18 protein-coding genes are annotated in these 19,238 nt (G+C 35.3%); 10 read left to right on the top strand and 8 right to left on the bottom strand.

Annotated features, from left to right (window positions below; all coding sequences use genetic code 11):
* Window positions 1-55 precede the first annotated feature (55 nt).
* Together EXE09_RS11285 and EXE09_RS11290 are read left to right on the top strand one after the other, a co-directional pair.
* Window positions 56-676: a 2OG-Fe(II) oxygenase gene (locus tag EXE09_RS11285; protein ID WP_087551744.1), complete on the top strand. Its 621-nt coding sequence runs from the start codon at window positions 56-58 to the stop codon at window positions 674-676.
* An 87-nt stretch (window positions 677-763) separates the two neighbouring features.
* Complete coding sequence (locus EXE09_RS11290) at window positions 764-1,426, top strand: SOS response-associated peptidase (protein ID WP_130117341.1); 663 nt, start codon at window positions 764-766, stop codon at window positions 1,424-1,426.
* A 31-nt stretch (window positions 1,427-1,457) separates the two neighbouring features.
* Here EXE09_RS11290 and EXE09_RS11295 read toward each other — a convergent pair whose 3' ends face one another.
* Window positions 1,458-1,922 carry a MarR family winged helix-turn-helix transcriptional regulator gene (locus tag EXE09_RS11295; RefSeq protein WP_068974561.1) on the bottom strand — a complete coding sequence of 155 codons (465 nt, stop codon included), beginning with the start codon at window positions 1,920-1,922 and terminating at the stop codon, window positions 1,458-1,460.
* Window positions 1,923-2,753: 831 nt separating this feature from the next.
* On the opposite strand from EXE09_RS11295, the gene EXE09_RS11300 reads away from it, so the two are divergent.
* A complete protein-coding gene (locus tag EXE09_RS11300) occupies window positions 2,754-4,286 on the top strand; it encodes a TerC family protein (protein ID WP_130117342.1) in 1,533 nt (510 codons plus the stop codon).
* Between the two features lie 127 nt (window positions 4,287-4,413).
* On the opposite strand, the gene EXE09_RS11305 is transcribed toward EXE09_RS11300, so the two are convergent.
* Complete coding sequence (locus EXE09_RS11305; protein ID WP_130117418.1) at window positions 4,414-5,268, bottom strand: alpha/beta fold hydrolase; 855 nt, start codon at window positions 5,266-5,268, stop codon at window positions 4,414-4,416.
* A gap of 125 nt (window positions 5,269-5,393) precedes the next feature.
* Between EXE09_RS11305 and EXE09_RS11310 the strand changes: the two genes are divergently transcribed.
* Window positions 5,394-5,852 (top strand): hypothetical protein, encoded by a 459-nt coding sequence (locus EXE09_RS11310; protein WP_130117343.1) that lies wholly within the window; start codon window positions 5,394-5,396, stop codon window positions 5,850-5,852.
* Between the two features lie 71 nt (window positions 5,853-5,923).
* Here EXE09_RS11310 and EXE09_RS11315 read toward each other — a convergent pair whose 3' ends face one another.
* Together EXE09_RS11315 and brnQ are read right to left on the bottom strand one after the other, a co-directional pair.
* Window positions 5,924-6,160, bottom strand: a complete 237-nt coding sequence (locus EXE09_RS11315) for a hypothetical protein (RefSeq protein WP_068974565.1) — start codon at window positions 6,158-6,160, stop codon at window positions 5,924-5,926.
* A gap of 701 nt (window positions 6,161-6,861) precedes the next feature.
* Window positions 6,862-8,154 (bottom strand): branched-chain amino acid transport system II carrier protein, encoded by a 1,293-nt coding sequence (brnQ, locus tag EXE09_RS11320; RefSeq protein WP_130117344.1) that lies wholly within the window; start codon window positions 8,152-8,154, stop codon window positions 6,862-6,864.
* A 337-nt stretch (window positions 8,155-8,491) separates the two neighbouring features.
* On the opposite strand from brnQ, the gene map reads away from it, so the two are divergent.
* Complete coding sequence (map, locus tag EXE09_RS11325) at window positions 8,492-9,286, top strand: type I methionyl aminopeptidase (RefSeq protein ID WP_068974567.1); 795 nt, start codon at window positions 8,492-8,494, stop codon at window positions 9,284-9,286.
* Window positions 9,287-9,702: 416 nt separating this feature from the next.
* Here map and EXE09_RS11330 read toward each other — a convergent pair whose 3' ends face one another.
* The 4 genes from EXE09_RS11330 to EXE09_RS11345 all read right to left on the bottom strand — a co-directional run bounded on the left by EXE09_RS11330 (window position 9,703) and on the right by EXE09_RS11345 (window position 13,845).
* Window positions 9,703-10,875, bottom strand: coding sequence for a benzoate/H(+) symporter BenE family transporter (locus tag EXE09_RS11330; protein ID WP_130117345.1), 1,173 nt, complete (start codon window positions 10,873-10,875; stop codon window positions 9,703-9,705).
* Window positions 10,876-11,092: 217 nt separating this feature from the next.
* A complete protein-coding gene (leuE, locus tag EXE09_RS11335) occupies window positions 11,093-11,743 on the bottom strand; it encodes a leucine efflux protein LeuE (protein WP_130117346.1) in 651 nt (216 codons plus the stop codon).
* Between the two features lie 132 nt (window positions 11,744-11,875).
* Entirely contained in the window at window positions 11,876-12,865 is a 990-nt protein-coding gene (gene tal / locus EXE09_RS11340; protein WP_068974570.1) for a transaldolase, read from the bottom strand.
* An 89-nt stretch (window positions 12,866-12,954) separates the two neighbouring features.
* Entirely contained in the window at window positions 12,955-13,845 is an 891-nt protein-coding gene (locus tag EXE09_RS11345; RefSeq protein ID WP_130117347.1) for a LysR family transcriptional regulator, read from the bottom strand.
* A 136-nt stretch (window positions 13,846-13,981) separates the two neighbouring features.
* On the opposite strand from EXE09_RS11345, the gene aceI reads away from it, so the two are divergent.
* The 5 genes from aceI (at window position 13,982) to EXE09_RS11370 (ending at window position 19,207) form a co-directional block, all read left to right on the top strand.
* On the top strand, window positions 13,982-14,407 hold the full coding sequence (gene aceI / locus EXE09_RS11350; protein ID WP_087551752.1) for a chlorhexidine efflux PACE transporter AceI: 426 nt from the start codon (window positions 13,982-13,984) through the stop codon (window positions 14,405-14,407).
* 210 nt (window positions 14,408-14,617) lie between these two features.
* Window positions 14,618-16,687, top strand: coding sequence for a hypothetical protein (locus tag EXE09_RS11355; protein ID WP_130117348.1), 2,070 nt, complete (start codon window positions 14,618-14,620; stop codon window positions 16,685-16,687).
* A gap of 129 nt (window positions 16,688-16,816) precedes the next feature.
* The gene (locus tag EXE09_RS11360; RefSeq protein WP_130117349.1) at window positions 16,817-18,532 is read left to right on the top strand and encodes an AAA family ATPase; all 1,716 of its coding nucleotides are present in this window, start codon (window positions 16,817-16,819) and stop codon (window positions 18,530-18,532) included.
* A 39-nt stretch (window positions 18,533-18,571) separates the two neighbouring features.
* Window positions 18,572-18,940: a 5-carboxymethyl-2-hydroxymuconate Delta-isomerase gene (locus EXE09_RS11365; protein ID WP_130117350.1), complete on the top strand. Its 369-nt coding sequence runs from the start codon at window positions 18,572-18,574 to the stop codon at window positions 18,938-18,940.
* Window positions 18,941-19,000: 60 nt separating this feature from the next.
* Window positions 19,001-19,207: a hypothetical protein gene (locus tag EXE09_RS11370; protein ID WP_130117351.1), complete on the top strand. Its 207-nt coding sequence runs from the start codon at window positions 19,001-19,003 to the stop codon at window positions 19,205-19,207.
* Window positions 19,208-19,238: the final 31 nt, after the last annotated feature.

Below are 19,238 nucleotides of genomic sequence, written 5' to 3' on the forward strand. Positions count from 1 at the left end.
ATAGGTGAGAATTCTTTGTTAAAATCAAAAAGGTTAATAATTTAGTTGAATCAAAATGACATCAGTACTTAAGTTAGATGCATTAAAGAATGCGGTAGTTAGTAATACACCATATCCATATTTTATTGTAGAAAATTCAATCGTAGAAAGTGAAGTGCAAGCCGTCGTCGCAGATTTTCCTAAGCTGACCCAAGGGGGAAGTTACAACTTGGAAGATGTTGAAATTAAGCCTAATTTCGATCGTTTATTGAAATCTGTAGATACGCCTGAATTTCGTCAAATCTTAACCGATAAATTTGGTGTAAACGTCATGGAACATCCGATGATGATCACTTTGCGTGGTTTTTCACGTCAAAAAGATGGTCGTATTCACAGTGACTCAAAAAGTAAATTACTCACTATTTTGATTTATTTAAATGAATCATGGGATGCTGAAACAGGTCGTTTACGTATTTTGAATGATAACCAAGACATCAATAATTATGTTGCTGAAATCAATGCGGGACCAGGTTCACTAGTTGCATTCAAAGTGACAGATAATGGTTGGCATGGTTATATTCCATATGAAGGGCAGCGCCAGTCGATTCAAATTAACTTTTTAACCAGTGAAAAAGCCAATGCAAAACATAAGTTTTTCCATGGTTTGAGTGCTAAAGTAAAGAAAATTTTTGGTTAATCTAGTTTTACAAATAGATTCAAAATCAAAGCAAGTTTCGACTTGCTTTTTTTTAAACACAAAATTTTATAACGATGGTATTAAATCATGTGTGCCAATTTCAAAGCAATTACACATCAACAGGCGCTACAACTAGGCTTGCCAAATATTGTCTTTGAATATGACGATGAAATTTTTCCGAGTTTTCAAACTCCTTTGCTATTTAAGTCTCAAAAAGGACTTGAATGGCGTTCAGTCAATTTTGGTTTAGTACCGAAATGGTCTGAAGATATGGAAATTGCAAAACATACCTATAATGCTAGAAATGAGACGCTTTTAGAAAAGCGAAGTTTTGCAGAAGCCTTTACTAAGTGCCAATTTGGTGTGATCCCAGTATCTGAGTTTTATGAGTCTAAATATATCAATGGCAAACCACAACGTTGGGCGGTGCGACGTAAAGATGGTCAGGCTTTCTATATTGCAGCTCTATATGAAGTTACGCGTTTAAAAGATGGCGAGATTGTTCGTTCGGCAACGATGATTTCTATGGATGCTCATCAACATGAGATGATGAAAGAATTTCATGAACCGCGAACTGATAAGCGCTCAGTCGTTGTCATACCGCATCATCGTTTAGATGAGTGGTTAAGCTTAAAGCAAGTTGATATTTCAAGCTTTATTGAAGGTTTTCCTGTGGATGAGTTTGAATGTCTATATTGCCCGAAACAACGTCACGATAAAAACTCTCCACAGATGGATATGTTTGATTGAAATCAAAATTTCTATCAATGTGAAACTACAATTAATGAGATAAGTTTTTGAAAATGATTTTTAAACTTTCCATCATTTTCTCGATTTGAAGTGGTGTTAGCCCTTCAAACGATTGTTCAAGTATAACACCCATTAAGTCATTAATTTTTTGAGTCATTTGGACACCTTTTTCTGTTAAATGTACACGTGTGATACGTGCGTCATTTTCACAAGAATAGGTGTCAACAAAACCTTCTTCTTTTAAGCGATAAACAATTTTAGTTGTCGTCGACATTTTTGAAACAATCATATCAGAAAGTTCGGATACACTCGCATTGGGTTTAGCTTCTAAAGATACCAATAGGCGACGACGAGAATTATCTACACCATATTTTTTCAGTACATGATCAAGGTTTAGAACATATTGTGCATGAACTTGTGTAATCCAATAATAAGGAAATTCTTCGATATTAAAATTTTCAGCGTTCGGTAAAAATTTTGAATATTTCTTAGTCATTCGGGAGTCCCTGAATTTTTGTAATTATGGCCAAATATTAATTCTAATAATATTTTATTTTTATTACATGAATCAATATGTGATGTATCACTTAATGAAAATAACCAAGGAAAATCGATGGGGTATAATTTTCCATGAAATTAGCTGAGTTCAATTATTAAAAATTATACAAAGCCAAAAGTTTCGATAAGTATGGCTAAACAAAGCGTAAAATTTGCCACTTGATATGAAAGGCAATAGGTCGCTTTAAACATCCAAAAGTTGTTCGAACGGTTGTATGCTCAAGAACTATGGGGTAAATAAGTTCTTGTTTGTTAGTCCTGTATTGTCTATATGTTATATGATTAAAAAGATCGAGTAAACAAGCTTTTAATGTGTATATTATAGATCCACGCTGTTGAAAGCTAATTCTTTAAAGACACACTATTTTTTGTTAAAAAGTGATAAATGTTATATTCAAAAAAAAGTTGCCAAATGTTGTTTATGTTTTTGATTTCACAAGATGTAGTAAGTTTATTTAAACTATTGGTGTATTTTTCCTAAATTAATTAAATGTAGAAATTTTATTAAAGTTCATTGAATTTGTGTAAGTTGAATGGTTAAGCTTTCAGTGTAAATTAAATTGATTCAAATATTCGTTTCTATACTTTAAAGCAAAAATATGAAAAAAATGTAATTTTTTTAGAAAAAATAATTACAAAAGGACAATATTGTGCATAATTAAATTAATTTAGTTGAAAAGGTATCATTATTCATGGACCCGTCGCCGTGTAGGTTTAGTTTTCATTTTTCTCGTTTATATTTTTATAATAATAAGCAGGAGATCTAATAATGGAATTTTTATTAGACCCTGGAATTTGGGTTGGTCTTTTAACCTTAATTGTTTTAGAAATTGTACTGGGTATCGATAACCTAGTTTTCATTGCTATTCTTGCAGATAAACTTCCTCCAGAACAACGTGATAAAGCACGTGTTATCGGCTTATCTTTAGCTTTGGTAATGCGTTTAGGCTTATTGTTCGCTATTTCTTGGTTAGTCACACTTACAAAACCGCTAATCAGTATATTTGACTGGACTTTTTCAGGGCGAGATCTCATTCTCTTATTCGGTGGTCTGTTCTTGGTCTATAAGGCTGTAACTGAACTACATGAAAAGATGGAAGGTAAGCCTGAAGTCAAAGTCACCAGTAATGTGGTGTATGCAGGTTTTACCGCTGTTGTAGTGCAAATCGTCATTCTCGATGCAGTTTTCTCTTTAGATTCGGTCATTACTGCGATTGGTATGGTAGACAACATCTATGTGATGATGGTTGCAATGATTGTGGCGATGGTGGTCATGCTAATTGCATCAAAGCCGTTAACCGCATTTGTAAACCGACATCCAACTGTGGTGATTTTGTGTTTAAGCTTCTTATTGTTAATCGGTATCAGCTTAATTGCAGAGGGTTTTCAGTTTCATATTCCTAAAGGCTATATCTATTCTGGTATTGGTGTTGCGATTGCAATTGAGGCATTCAATCAGTTTGGTCAGCGTAATGCAGCAAAACATGAGTCGAAAATTCCATTACGTCATCGTACAGCGGATTCTATTTTAAGATTGATGGGTGGAAAAATAGAAACCGCCGATTCTCAGTCGATTGCAGCACAAGAAGCTTTTGCTGATGAAGAACGCTATATGATTGGTGGTGTTTTAACGCTTGCTGAGCGTTCAGTTGCTTCGATCATGACACCTAGAAGTCAGATTTCATGGGTCAATTTGGATGATGATCCTGAAAGTATTCGTCAACAAATTTTGGCAGTACCTCATAGTTTGTTTCCTGTTTGTCGTGGTCAGTTAGACAAGGTTGTAACTATCATTCGTGCAAAAGAGTTGATTGATGCATTAGATGAGCCAGAGCTTTTACAGACTTTACTGAAGCGTAATCGTCCAATTTTCATTTTTGAAAAGATGAAAGTAATTGATGCGATTCAGACCTTGCGGAATTCAAAGGGTTCTTTAGTTCTAGTAAGCAATGAGTTTGGTAATATTCAGGGTTTGATTTCGCCACATGATGTGTTTGAAGCAATTGCGGGGGAGTTCCCAGATGCTGATGAACAATTAGACTTGGTGAAATTGGATGAGCTGACATGGAAAGCTTCGGGTATGCTGGATTTGTATCAGTTGGAACTTGAACTTGGCATGTTAGATTTAATTCAAGATGATTCAGAATACTTCAGTGTAGCAGGATTGATTTTGGATAAAACTCAAGGTGAAGTTAAAGTGGGTACACAAATTGAGCAAGTCGGAATTTGGTTTGAAGTGCTTGAAATGGATGGAAACCGCATTAAAACGGTGAAAATTACTCGACCAGAATATTTGAGTTAATCTTCGAACTAATTTGAACTTTAACAGTATCATTAAAAATGCCTCTATGAATAGAGGCATTTTTTTTGAATAAAAAGAGCATTTAAATAGGATTACTTATTTAAATGCTAAAAGTAAACTTTAAAAATTATTGAATTGTTTGTGTGATTTTAGACCATAAATTTTGATGAGACTTTTTAAACATCAGCATATGACCGATGGCTTTATGACCATGTTCTTGAGGTCTTAGCTCAATCATATTGGTTTGTGCATTTGGGTAAAGGCGAAGCAAATCTTTGACATTGGCTTCAGTCGCAATCTCATCATCAGATGACCAATACACAGTAATTGGACATTGAATTTCACTGTGATAATCATCAAAAAGGGTTTTACCAATGGCATTGATTACATAGCCAGGTTTGCTACAGAATTGTGCCCATTGTTTTGCAACATTTTTAGGTAAGTTTTCACCCATGCCTAGAAAATTCGTCGCGCCATAGCCTTTGATTAAACTGGATACAGGGAAGATGAGGTTAAACATCACTGGTGCCATACGTTTAGTACGACCTTTTAGCCCTTTAACATGCCCTGTAGAGCCTGAAATGGAAATCACTTGTGCAACTTTGTCATAGTTTGGAACAATACCAAGTAACTGTCCACCAGCACTATGACCAAGAAGTGTGACTTTTTCTTGTTGTGTCTTATTTAAAAGCAAATCAATTGCAGCAGGAATATCTAATTGCCCCCAGTCTTGGATACTGGCATTCGATTCTCGAAGAGGGCCATGCAGTGACTGACCAATTCCACGGAAATCAAACACCATTACGTTGAAACTTTGTTCGGATAACCATTCACTAAAGTTATGGTAAAAACCTTGGGTAATCCCTGTAGCGGGGCAAATTAAAATAGGCAGTTGTTCAGTTGATTGTTTTGACTGATAAAAACGACCACTTAAGCTATAGCCATCGGTGCAAGTAATCGTTACATTCTCAAAAGTACTCATCATGATTCTATCGTTATGTTTACAAGTTTACTTTACACGAGTTCCAAAAAGAAACTTGATTAAAAAGTGACTTATAAGTCAAAGAGGCAAAGAGATAGGTTTCTATTTAGAAAAGGATCAATGAAATGGATTTAATGAGCTTAACACTCGCAGTTAAATTAGCATTGCTATTCAGTGGGATATTTTTATTTGTTGGTATGCTGACTGGTGTTTGGAAGTATGTGCAGATTAGTCAATCAGAATTGGCACGGGCGCATTATTATGTTGATATTGCACATCGTAGTAGTTTGCTTTATGCACCAGCCACTTTGATTCTTGCTGTAATGGCATATTTTTCAAGTTGGTCTGAGAAGGTGAACTTATTTTTTATCATCACGAACTTAATTTTCTTTAGTTTTTCAATCGCGAGTTATGTATTGCATGGTTGGTTGAAGGATACAAGTAATCAATTCAAGCAACCGCATCAATTGGGAAAAATACAATTACCCAAAATTATTTTACGAATCGCAATGATTTTATTGGTGATCGGTGAAATTGGTGCAACGGCTGGTCTATTGCTTGGAATGTATGTAGGGTTATTTTGATTAAGCTTTATATTTTTAGTTCTAAATGGATTCTTATTTTTCTTTAAAGATGGATGCTTAGCATCCATCTTTTATTCTGTTATTTTCGCAAGTTTGCGAGATTTATGATCAACAACATCCCAGACATAAAAGGCTGCAGATACCACGAGGGCATACGCAAAGAATTCTGGCTTTAAATTGCCTTGAATCAACCCATGAATTAATAATGTCACTAATAGCGCAATTGTTGTGCTCAGATATGTGACCAACTTTGTATTTGCCTTCAACGAATTAATGAAGACTTGCTTGTTGAAATGTAATGATAACATCTCCATCCCTCCTGTCTGCTCGACAAAACCTAATTGTTTTAGTCAGATTTGAGTAATAGTTGTACCATATCCTATGAATATTTCAAGCCTAAATACTTCTATATTGTTAAATAATTATGACATATTTATGACAAATGATAATTATTTTTATAAAAAATAGAAATACTATTAATTTTTTTGTGAAATATTACTTTTATTGGAATTTAGTGTGATGTATTTATCATAATAAAATGCAGTAACTTAACGGCAATGAAAAGTTTTTTCGACTAAACTTTATGAAAAATATGCAAATTTATTGCCATATTGGATTTGCTTAATATTGCTTTTAATAAAAAATTTAAATTTTGATCGTTTGCTTGTTTTTTAGTCGATTTATTTTTACTAATCATGCTGTTTGGGAAAATTTAATGGGGAAATGAATAGCAATTCATGTCATATTTTCAAGAAAAACTGAAAATTTGGTTAAATAGGATAGTAGACGAGGCTTAGGTTGTGCATTCGACGTGTGGGTAAATGAAAGGCTGATATCAAACTGGTAAATCATCGAGCAAAAGTGTAGCCAATAGATGGCTTGACAGCTTCGTTGTAAATTAATTGTGTCGTAAACAATAACAGCCTGTTGGGTAAACATGACAATTATTGATCACAGTCAAAATGAGATTTGGGTAAAATCAAATTTTAAGGACGATGGTTAAAAATGGTTATTTTTTAACTTTATCAATTACGACACAAATGATTAGAACGATTATTGATGGAATGAACCATGCCAAATTTTGTTCATTTAAAGGTAAATTTTGAATAATTAAAGGCAAGCTATCATTAAAACTTGTTACTTTGATTCCTTCAATAATACCAAATAGGAAGGCAACCGCAGTCACTGGTGCAATCACAACAGATGGATTGTTAAACTTCTTCCAGAAGAAACTGAGAATAATCACCACGATTGCAGGTGGGTAAATTGCGCTTAAAACAGGTACTGAGAAAGCAATAAGCTTTGTTAATCCCAAGTTTGAAATTACTAATGAGAATAAAACCAAGATTACCACTAAAATTTTATATGGGATTTTAGTCAACTCTGAGAAGTATTCAGCACATGCACATGTTAGTCCGATTGCAGTGACCATACATGCAAGTGAGATCAAGACGGTAAGAAATAAAGAACCTAAGTCACCGAAAGCATGTTGTACATAAGCATGTAAAATTACAGCACCATTCTCTGCATTCGGTGCAGCATCGTGGCTACCTAATCCGAGTTTAAATAGGCTGATATAGACGAGGCTGAGTAAAACACCTGAAATCAGGCTGGCAATCACAGCATATTTGGTCACAAGTTTTTTATCAGTTACACCACGAGAGTGAATCGCATGAATGATGACAATACCGAAAACCAATGCGCCTAAAGTGTCCATGGTTAAATAACCACTGACAAAGCCTTCAGATACAGGGCTTGAGACATAGTTTTTCACAGCAGGTGAAATTGAACCTGTTGGAATAATAAATGCCGCGATCCCTAAAATTGCCAATGCAATGATTTTTAAAGGTGCGAGAATATGACCAACACTGTCCAATAATTTATTTGGATAGAGTGAAACTAGCGTCACAAATGCAAAATAAATAACACTATAGATAAAAAGTGAAGTTCCGCCATTACCAAAGTACGATGAGAAACCAATTTCATAGGAAACAGTCGCTGTACGCGGTGTCGCAAAGAGCGGTCCGACTGAAAGGTAACATACGATGGTGAGGATTAAACTTGCAACTTTACCGAGGGGTGAACTTAAAATTGCAATGGAACCTTCAGTTTTAGAAAGTGCCATAATGGTGAGTACAGGAAGACCAACAGCAGTGATTAAGAAGCCGATTGCTGCAAGCCATACATTTTCACCAGCTTGTTGAGCAACAATGGGTGGAAAGATAATATTGCCAGCGCCTACAAATAAGGCAAAGGTCATGAACCCTAAAGCAATAATATCCTTTGTACGGAGATTAGTCATAAAAAGAGAAAGGTTAAACACACAAAAAAGTAATTTTAGTTGAAATAGGGAGTATTTTGTATTTTATTTTATAGATAGCATTCCTAGATTTTATAAATTTTAACCAATTAGGCTTATTTGTTAAATTTATGTAGGTGATATACCTCTAAATTTTCAATGATTGATAATTCTATAGTTCAGTAAAAAATTTAGATGCTGATAAATAGTTTTCGTAAAACACACATGTTTTAATGTTTTGTAAAAGAGAAATCCTTTAGATTTCGATAAGTGAATAAGAAAAAGTCCTAAAAATTTTAAAAAGGCATATAATACCGATTCACATTTGCGGACAGATATTATGAAAGCTTCAACAGTCACCATTAAAACTGAACAAGACATTGAGAAATTAAGAGTGTCAGGGCGTTTAGCGGCTCAGGTTTTAGAAATGATCGGTGAATATGTGAAGCCAGGTGTGACGACAGAATATTTAGATGATATTTGTAATGATTTTATTGTAAATACACTTAAAGTCATTCCTGCGAATGTTGGTTATTATGGTTATACGAAAACCACGTGTATTTCTCCAAATGAAGTGGTTTGTCATGGTATTCCGTCGAATAAAATTATTATAAATGATGGTGATATTATCAATATCGATGTTGCGATTATCAAAGATGGTTATTTTGGTGATACCAGTCGTATGTACTATGTTGGTCAAATCAAACCTGAAGCGAAAAGGCTGGTTGAAACTACCTATGAAGCAATGGTTGCAGGGATTCATACTGTAAAACCTGGGGCGACATTGGGTGATATTGGACATGCGATTCAAAAAGTGGCACAGCGTGAAGGTTATACAATCGTACGTGAATACTGTGGTCATGGGATTGGTAAGGTCTATCATGAGCAACCTAATGTGTTGCATTATGGTCAAGCGGGGCAGGGTTTAGTCCTGAAAAAAGGTATGGTATTTACTATCGAACCTATGGTGAATGCAGGGAAAGCCAGCGTTAAAGAGTTAAAAGATGGTTGGACTGTCGTGACTACTGATAAATCTTTATCTGCGCAATGGGAGCATATGGTTGCTGTCACTGAAACTGGTTTTGAGTTGTTAACACCGTGGCCAGAGGGCACCGGTATTTATCCTGAAATTTAGCTTAAGACTAAAGTCTAGATATTTGGGTGTAATTCAACATTAATTTGTTTTTTGTATTTTAATTTTGATGATTTTGTCACTATTTTGTTGTTTTTATTGATAAATATTTCATTATTAATAGTTTTGAAGTATTAAATTATCGTTTTTTAGTATTTGTTTATATGTTAATCAACGATTATTATAATAGACAGATTCTATAGCTGTAGTTTCTATTTATGTTGTTTTAAGTTTTCAAGCTTACCCATCCTAGGGTAAGTTTTTTTTGTCTAAAATTTAGTGCTTCTGATTCCTTTGCTACGTATTTAATATGTTTCTATAGATTCTCAGTAGTCGCTTCGTTTATTTATACAAATAAAGAAGAAGATAAGTGCAATTGAACGGTATATTTCTCATGACTTATCTTCGTATTTAATAGGTCACTTCTTTGTTCTGAAATTTAAAATAATTGAGACAACAAATCCAAACAGCAAACCCCAGAAAGCAGAACCGATTCCAAAAAATTGTACACCAGAAGCGCAGAATAAGAAGGTCAATAAAGCGGCTTCACGATCTTTCACTTCATGAAATGCAATTGCGATGTTATGACTAATTGTTCCAAACAATGCAATCCCAGCTAAGGCAACAATGAATAAATGTGGGAAAGACATGAGTAAGCTAGTAAGTGTGGCTGCAAATAAGCCCATTAAAATATAGAAAAAACCACAGCTCATGCCTGCGATATAGCGTTTACTCGGATCAGGATGGACTTGATCATCTAGACTAACGGCTGCACTAATTGCAGCAATATTCACAGTATAGCAACCGAATGGCGCAAGTAAGGTTTGTGCTGTTCCAGTCCAACCAATCAAATGATTAACATGGGGTTGATAACCATAGCTTTTAATCATGGCGATACCTGGTAAGTATTGCGAAGCCATGTTAATGACAAATAAAGGCAATGCTAAACCAAGGATTGCAGACCATGTAAATTCAGGTTTCATCCATACAGGATGTGCAAGCCCCCAATGCAATGTTGGAACATGAAATTCCATAAATAATGGACAAATTAATATTCCAGCAATCACAGTAATGACAATGCAATAACGTGCCCAAAGGCGCTTGGTGATAATATAAACAGCCAATAAGCTTAAAATAAAACCCCAATCATTTTGCATACTGGCAAACAGTGCAATACCAAACTTAAGTAGGACACCTGCAAGCATGGCACTGGTTAAACTTTGCGGAATGTAGGCAAGAATTTTTTCAAAGATACCTAAAAAGCCAAGTATTGCAGTGAGTAAGCCACAGATAAGAAAGGCACCAATTGCTTCATATAATGTATATCCGCTTGCTGTTGCAATGATCAGTGCGAGTGCCGCAGTCGACCATGAGGTCGCTACTGGATATTTAAATTTCCAAGAGAGCAACAGACCTGATAGTCCAATGCCTAAACCAAGTGCCCAAAACCAAGAGGTAATTTGTTCAGGGTTTGCACCGAGCAGTTGCGCTGCTTGGATCACAAGCACTGCGGAAACACTGATGCCAATAAGAAAGGTGATAAAGCCTGCAAATACTGCGGGTATTGAAAAATCTTGGAGAAACTTTTGCATAATCCTTTGCTTTGTAATTTACTGATTGGTTGAAAATGCAAGTATCATACCTGAATCAATTTGGTGCATATAGATTTGATCGGAATTTAATATTAAATCAGCGAATGATTATAAAAATATTTCAACTTATTCTCAGGCAGAGAGAATAAGATGCTGATTATATTTTTAAGGTCATGAGTGAAGTCGTATAGCTTATTTTTTCAAAAAATAGATATAGTTACATCGTAGATAAGGCGAGTTTTAAACCAAAGCCACAAAATAAAAGTCCAACTGCGGCAACACAACTGGCAGCCACTCGGTAACGTGCATTAAAGAATGAAGCGAGTTTAACCCCTGAAAAAATCAATATAGTCAAATAGCTCATACTAATAATTTGCAAGATTACTGAAAGTGCTGCGAAGCTTAAGGCAGGGTAAGGGTAGTCTGGATCTACAAATTGAACAAAGAATGAAAGGTAAAATAAGATCGCTTTGGGATTGAGCAAGCTAATGGTCAGAGCCGTACGAAATGGATGGAATTGCTCTGTAGAGGATGTATTACTATTGGCTTGAATGTTTTGTGGTTTGCTAAACCATGTTTTGAAACTCGCAATCAGTAAACGTATGCCTAAATACGATAAGTAACTTGCGCCAACAATTTTAAGAACCACAAATAACCACGGGAAAGCATGTAGCAGTGATGCTGCACCTAAAACGGTACAAAGAATGAGAATTAGATCGCCTGTAAAAACGCCTAAAGCACCGATATAGCCTGTTTTGATGCCAAAACGTGAGGCAATAGACATCACATAAAGCGAGTTTGGACCTGGTAAAATGACAATAAAAATAGTCCCTAAGATATATGTCACTATGTCAGTAATACCAAACACGAGATTCTCACTGTTTAAGAAAGCGAAACAAAAGCCGAGCTATTATAATAACAAACTCGGCTTCATTTTTGTGAGCAATTGTGGTGCATTTTTTAATGATTGTTCAAAATTTTGAGCAATCTGCTCTAGTGCTTAATCAACAAAATCTGCTTCTAAACCAAATGACTGACGCAATAATAACGCAAGTTGTTCACGTGCTTTAATAAATCCATCAATACCACTTTGTAGTAATTGGAATGCCATTAAATCGGCTTCTAATTGTTGTTTAAATTCAGCTTCAGAGATTTCTTGATGCGGATGTTCTTGGTGTGCATGCGCATGATTAGCACTCAATTGAGATTCAACAACACGTTGATCTTCACCTAATTTTTCAAGTAAATTTGGTGCAACTGTTAATAAGTCACAACCCGCTAAACCGAGGACTTGATCTACGCTACGGAAGCTTGCACCCATCACTTCAGTTTTGATGTCATGTTGCTTGTAGTAATGATAAATTTGTTTTACCGAAAGTACACCAGGATCTTTGTCGATTGGATAGCTGTCTACATTCTCAGCTTTTTTATACCAATCTAAAATACGACCTACAAATGGTGAAATTAAAGTGACTTTTGCATCCGCACACGCATTGGCTTGGTGCAGACCGAATAGCAAGGTCAAATTACAATGAATGCCTTCAGCTTCAAGTGCTTTTGCAGCTTGAATCCCTTCCCAAGTAGAGGCGATTTTAATTAAGATACGATCTTGATTGATACCATAATTTTTATATAAGGCTAAAAGCTCTTTGGCTTTAGCAATGGTTTCTTCGGTATTGTAAGACAGTGCCGCATCGACTTCGGTTGAAACACGACCTTCAATCAAATTTAATATTTCTACGCCTAACTTAACAGTAAGAATGTCAATAGTACGTTCTACAAGCGCATCGGTTTGATAACCTTCTTGTTTAGCTTGACTATAAGCGTCTTCAATTAAAGTACGGCTTTCAGGCTGTTGTGCTGCAGCAGTAATTAAAGATGGATTTGTTGTTGCATCCAAAGGACGGAATTGTTGAATTGCGGTTAAATCACCTGTATCAGCAACAATAGTGGTTAAGCGTTTTAATTGATCTAATGCAGATTGTGTCATTGCCGGTTATTTCTTAGTTAAAATATTTGTGATTTTATTTATAACACAATGCCATTTCAGCAAAAGAGTAAAATGTGCTGAAACACACATTATTTTGTATGAATTCGTTGATTTCTGATGTGATTAATCAAAAAACGAGCAGCTGAACCTAAATTACTCTCGCGACTCCAGACTAAATCGACGTAATACTCAAATTTTGGTGTGAAATCGAGCAGGTCTAAAATTTTCAAATTATGTTTAAGTTGAGGATTTTCATTGAACATCTGTAAGGGAAGTACACCCCAGCCAAGTTCTTTCTGAATGAGTGAACAAGCAGAGTGGTGGTTATCAGTCCGCCAATAATTTTTAGAATAGAGCAGTTCGGGCTTAATGGTTCGGTCACGGCTGGCAACGACAATTTGACGTGCTTGTAAAATTTGTTCAAATGTCACTTGTGAATGAACAGATAAAGGATGCTTAATTGCAGCGACAGGTACAAGGACTTCTTTTTTAAACTCAACAAATTGTTCACGACTTTCGAGAATTTCACGTTCAAACATGAGTGCCAATTGCGCAGTTTGATTCATTAACATTTTTAAAGCATCTTCTTGTGGCGCTGAGAAAATATTGATTTGTAAGCTAGGAAAATGTTCGGCAAGGATTGCGATGTATTCTGTCCAATCTGTATGTAAGAGTTCTGAAACCACCACAATATTCAAATTTGACTCTAAGCCTTCACTGAGCGCAATGGCTTGTTGCTTCCATTGATTCATTTCAATTAAAAGTTGTTCTGTTTTTTCATATAAGCGCTGTGCTTGTGGTGTAGGGACAGGTTCGCGCCCAATGCGGTTAAAAAGTTTTAAGTTTAAATCTATTTCTAAATTGGCGATGGACATGCTGACTGCGGAAGGAACTTTACCGAGTTGTCGTGCAGCCGCAGAAAATGAACCTGTTTCTATCACGGTTTTAAATATAGTGAGTTGTTCTTGGTTAATATTCATGATTTTCATCGCTCAAATCTGTATTAGAAGAAGCACATTTAAAATAATCTTTCAAAAATATTGAAAGAATCTAACTCGATTGATCAATTTTATAAAAGTATGATGCATTTGTCGAATCAATGAAGAGTGTTTTAAAATGGTGATTTCCAAAAGAAGGATTGTTCATGCGTTGAGCTATGAGATCATCCTATTGGTGATCATAGCGATTGCATTAAGTTTTATTTTTGAAGTTCCAATGGAAGTTACGGGCACTTTGGGTATTGCAATGGCGGTAACTTCAGTGGTTTGGAATATGGTTTTCAATCATTTTTTTGAAAAATATGAACAACGTAAAAAATTACAACGTACGATCCGTGTACGTATCTTGCATGCCATTGGTTTTGAAGGTGGCTTGATGTTAGCAACCATCCCAATGGTAGCGTATGCGATGGATATGACGATTTTACAAGCGATTTTATTAGACTTAGGAATGACCAGTTGTATTCTCGTTTATACCTTTATTTTCCAATGGTGTTATGATTTGGTTGAAGATCGTATGGGAATTAAGCCTTTACATACCTAATTCTAATATAAGCCTTTTAGAAATGATTTAGAATAATTAAGCCAATACTGATGTATTGGCTTTTTTTATTTTCTGATTAAATTTATACATTTACAAGTAAAAACAACTTTAAACAAAGTTTTGCAAAACTATCGCTAAATTCATTTGTATTAAACGATGCAGCGCTTAAAATGGAATATTCATTAACGATGCCATTTGTTTGAGGGAAGTATGGTGCAAACAGTGCAAAATCAACTGCCAAATAGACACCAGTTTGCCGCCCAAGAATTGCTTCAAATTTCTGAAACTTTACAAAAAATTTATCTTGATCAGCTAGATTACTTGGTCAGTGTAACTGTCGATAATTTTTTTCAATTTAATGTTCAAAACCATACTTTTAGTGTGGCTAATGATTTCTTAAAAGTTCATATCGATGAAGAAGTTGGTGTGATTTTTGAATCGCAAGTGCAACATTTACATACAACGATTGTAAAACCACTGAATATTGATCGTTTGATTAAATACGTCATTGAAGATGTTCATTTTTATCTGCATAAATACCATGAAATACATCCCACAGATTTAAAAACAAAAGCGCAAATTATTCGCCAAACTTTGATTGAACAGGTGTTTGAGTGGGTTGATGGTGAGAATAGAGTAGAGCAGTATCTTTATAATATTCAAGAAAATGAAGCCAATAAAATTGATCAACTCTTGATAAAGTATGAATATTTTGATCATCCTTATATGTCAGATTTTGCTAAATATGGCAAGGCGATTCCGTTAAGTGCTGAAATTAATATCAAACATTTGGTCTTGATTAACTCTGTACTGGGACAAGAGTTTCTACCTGTAAATGAATTGGTACAGAAGTTTTATCAATTCCTATTTTGTTTTGAGCAATGTATTCCGCAACATTTATTTAGAATTTTTCAATTGCTCTATCCAAACTCAGTACAACTACAGGATGTTATTCGTGATTTTGAAAGTATCAAACTATTGTCAAAGCATGCTCAAGAGCAACCACATTTAATTGCATACGCGGGGCGTATGAAACGCGGTTTTTGGCAATATCAGGATTTACTGCATAAACAACGTTTTTTAAATAATCAGGATGACTATTGGGAATTGGATGATGCTATTCGTCTACCCATTTTTACACTCAAACGTAGTGTGAATTGGTTATTTAAGCAAGAAGCAATGGTCAATGATTGGGTGGCAAAGCAGCTAGACGATGTTAATGTTAGAATTACTGTCACTGCTCTGAGCTTTATTGATACTTCAAAAATTAATCCGGTTGTATTACTCGCCGTGCTTAAATATTTTAAAAACGTTGCTGCACGATTGTTTTTAATTGAATGTTATGAATATGCAATTACAAATGAATGGCAAAATGATGTTAAAAATACGCGCTATTCATTTTTAAATAATAATTTAAGCCCTAATTCGAGTTGGAAAATGATTTCACATTCTTTTTTATATATTGAAGAATGGTTAGATTTTGCTGCTTTGATGTTGGGTGATCAGCCCCAACTGTATAAAAAATTATTCATTAAAATTAATCGTGTGATACAGGCATATATGCACTTTCTACAAAACATTGTGACTGTTTTGCCAGCAGATTTAGTGCAATATATGGATCTGCATTTACAGCAATTCCCAAAATTTTTTATTGATCTGCAAAAGCACAATATCAAGGTTGAAGACTTTAGAAAAACATTCAAACATATCAGTCATGATCAACGATCGAATCATAGTATTTTCGATAGTTATGTTTCTGATTATGTTGTGCATTTGTTTAATCAGCATGATGAAATTCACCGAAACGTGACTTGGGCAAGCCTCTATCAGCAAGCCAGACATTGGCATGCACATAATCACTTTGTTGATACCTTATCTAAATTAAAAGAAAAAATCCCCGCAGAGTCGTGGGATCGTATTGCACCGATGCAAAAGATTTATTTTGAAGATTGGTGTTATGAGGAATTGAATAGTTTAAAGCGCATTATCCAAGAGTCTGTGGTGTTTAAGCATTGTTTGGCAATGTCTTATAGTCAACGAATCGCTGAACGAGAATATGTGGCTTTTCATATGACCCATATCGATGATCCTACACAGGAAATGACTTTGGGTTGTTTTTATAAATTAGGTCGCTTGGAGTTTGATCAATTACGTTTGCCGAGTAATCAAATCCCAGAACAGCAATTTCATGTTAAAGCGATGGCGTTTATCCAAGATGTGAATCAACATTTAAAGTGGAAAAGTAGCATTCAGCCCAATGAGGAATTGGGGAATTTATAATTCTATTTTCCAAAGATTGTAATTTCATGATGACTTAATTCAATCAGCTTTGTTCATTTGGCTTAACTTTTTTGTCAAAAATCGTTAGGCTATAGCCGTCACATTCCCAATCGGTAATTCAAGGCTGTTATGAAACAAGAAACTGCACTCAAACTCATGAAAGCGGGTGAAAATGTCTTTTTGACTGGCTCGGCAGGTGCAGGTAAAACATATACGCTAAATCAATACATCAATTATTTAAAAGCACGTAAAGTTCCTGTGGCGATTACTGCTTCAACAGGGATTGCTGCAACGCATATGAATGGCATGACCATTCATACATGGGCGGGGATTGGGATCAAAGATACGCTTTCCGATGATGATCTAAAACGGATGAAAGAGCGTAAATATTTAAAAGAGCATTTGGAAAATGCCCAAGTGCTGATTATTGATGAAATATCCATGTTGCATGCCAAACAACTGAATTTGGTCAATCAAGTTTTAAAATATTTTAAAGAATCCGATGAAGCTTTTGGTGGCATCCAAGTCATCGCTGCGGGTGACTTCTTTCAGTTACCACCTGTAGGGCGTAATGGTGAAAAGAATCGTGATAAATTTTGTTTTATGTCAGATGCTTGGGTCGAAGCCAAATTTCGTGTCTGCTATTTAACTGAACAACACCGCCAAGATGATTCTGCACTGAACGATATTCTCAATGCTATTCGTTCGCAAAGCATTCAGCCACAACATATTCAAGCTTTACAAAATACGCGAAATCAAGATATTGGTGAAACCTTTACACGTTTATATACCCATAATATGGATGTAGACAGTATCAATTTTCAACATCTCAATGCGATTGAAGGTACTGATCATCAATTCGTTGCGGTGACCGATGGTAATGAAAAGTTGATTGAAACATTGAAATCATCTGTTCGCGCACCTGAAGAATTAACGTTGAAGAAACATGCCAAAGTGATGTTTGTGAAGAACAACTTCGATATGGGCTATATCAACGGAAGTTTGGGTGAAGTCATTGGTTTTGAAGAAGATGATGAATTAGGCATGTTGCCTAAAGTTAAAATGACGGATGGAACAACACTTTTAGTCGCACCTGAAACTTGGTCGGTAGATAATGAAGGTGGTAAAACCATCGCCAGTTTGCAGCAAGTTCCATTGCGTTTGGCTTGGGCGATCACCATTCACAAATCTCAAGGCATGACCCTTGAAGCTGCTGAAATTAACCTGAGTCATACCTTTGAAAAAGGGCAAGGTTATGTTGCTTTATCACGCTTAAAGTCAATCAATGGTTTACGTCTACTTGGTTTTAATGATCAAGCTTTAGAATTAGATAGTTTAGCGATCAAAGCGGATCGTCGCTTTCAGGAGTTGTCAGATGAAGCAGTTGAACATTACCTCGATGCTGATTTAACAACACAACACAATGCCTTTATTCGTCACTGTGGTGGCACGTTGAATCCCACAGAAATTGAGCGCAATGAGAAGAAACTTGCACGCAGTGGTGGTAAAACCAATTATGCATCGGCAACTTTGGATGAAACTCGTGAGCTGTTTGAAAGTGGTTATGAAATTCAAGATATTGCAGTGGAGCGTGGTTTAACCCCTGCAACGATTATCAATCATTTGGCCCGTTTACATCGTGAGCAAGGTTTGGATATTTCAGTTGCTAATCCAGGTGAAGAAGTCGTTGAAAAAGTCCGTGTGATTTATAAGAAATTGATGAAGCGCCAAGACCCAAGTCATTTCAATGATGATGGAGCGATTAAGTTACGTCCAATCGTTGATTTGACCAGTCCGAAAATGGGTTATGATCAAGTTCGTTTAGCATTGTTATTTATTGAATAATGTCTTCAAGCTAAGTTTAAAAAGGAATTCGGTGATTGTATGCCACAAATGTTTATTGATTATTCTGACAATATTCAGGATTTAAACAAGAAAGAATTAATGTTGGGTCTAAATCATGCATTGTTTGATACAGGTTTAGTCGCTGAACCGCATGATATCAAAACGCGTATTCAAGAAGTTTCAGACTATTTAATTGGTTTTGGAAATAACGAACATGCATTTATTTTTGTACGTTTACAAGGTCTGAGTGGTCGTACTGAAGAACAAAAAAATGTGATGACTGAAAGTTTATCGCAATGTTTACAGTCTTTTAATGCTTATTCAGCGAATGGTTTAGATGTTCAACTTTGTGTTGAGTTTGCTGAAATGCCAAGAGAGATTTATAAGAAAGTATTTGTGAAAAAATGATTTAACGCAGTTGCCTAATTTTGTATGATTGGGCAACTATTGATTGATATAAAAAATAAAATGACAAGAAAAATTACAGCATTACTGATTCTGAATCTAACAATCCTGCTTACTGCCTGTGATCGTTTACAGCAAGCTGATCAAAACTCTGAAAATCATCAAAAGTCGGAGATTCAAACAGAAAAATCATGCCTAGAACTGAAAGATTTATTGGAAAAAATGTATCAATCAAATTTGAATCCACTATCTGCAACTGAAAGCGAGTAAAAGCAATATTTTGATAATAAACTTGCGAACA

Source organism: Acinetobacter sp. WCHAc060025 (assembly GCF_004209355.1).
Taxonomy (GTDB): domain Bacteria; phylum Pseudomonadota; class Gammaproteobacteria; order Pseudomonadales; family Moraxellaceae; genus Acinetobacter; species Acinetobacter wuhouensis.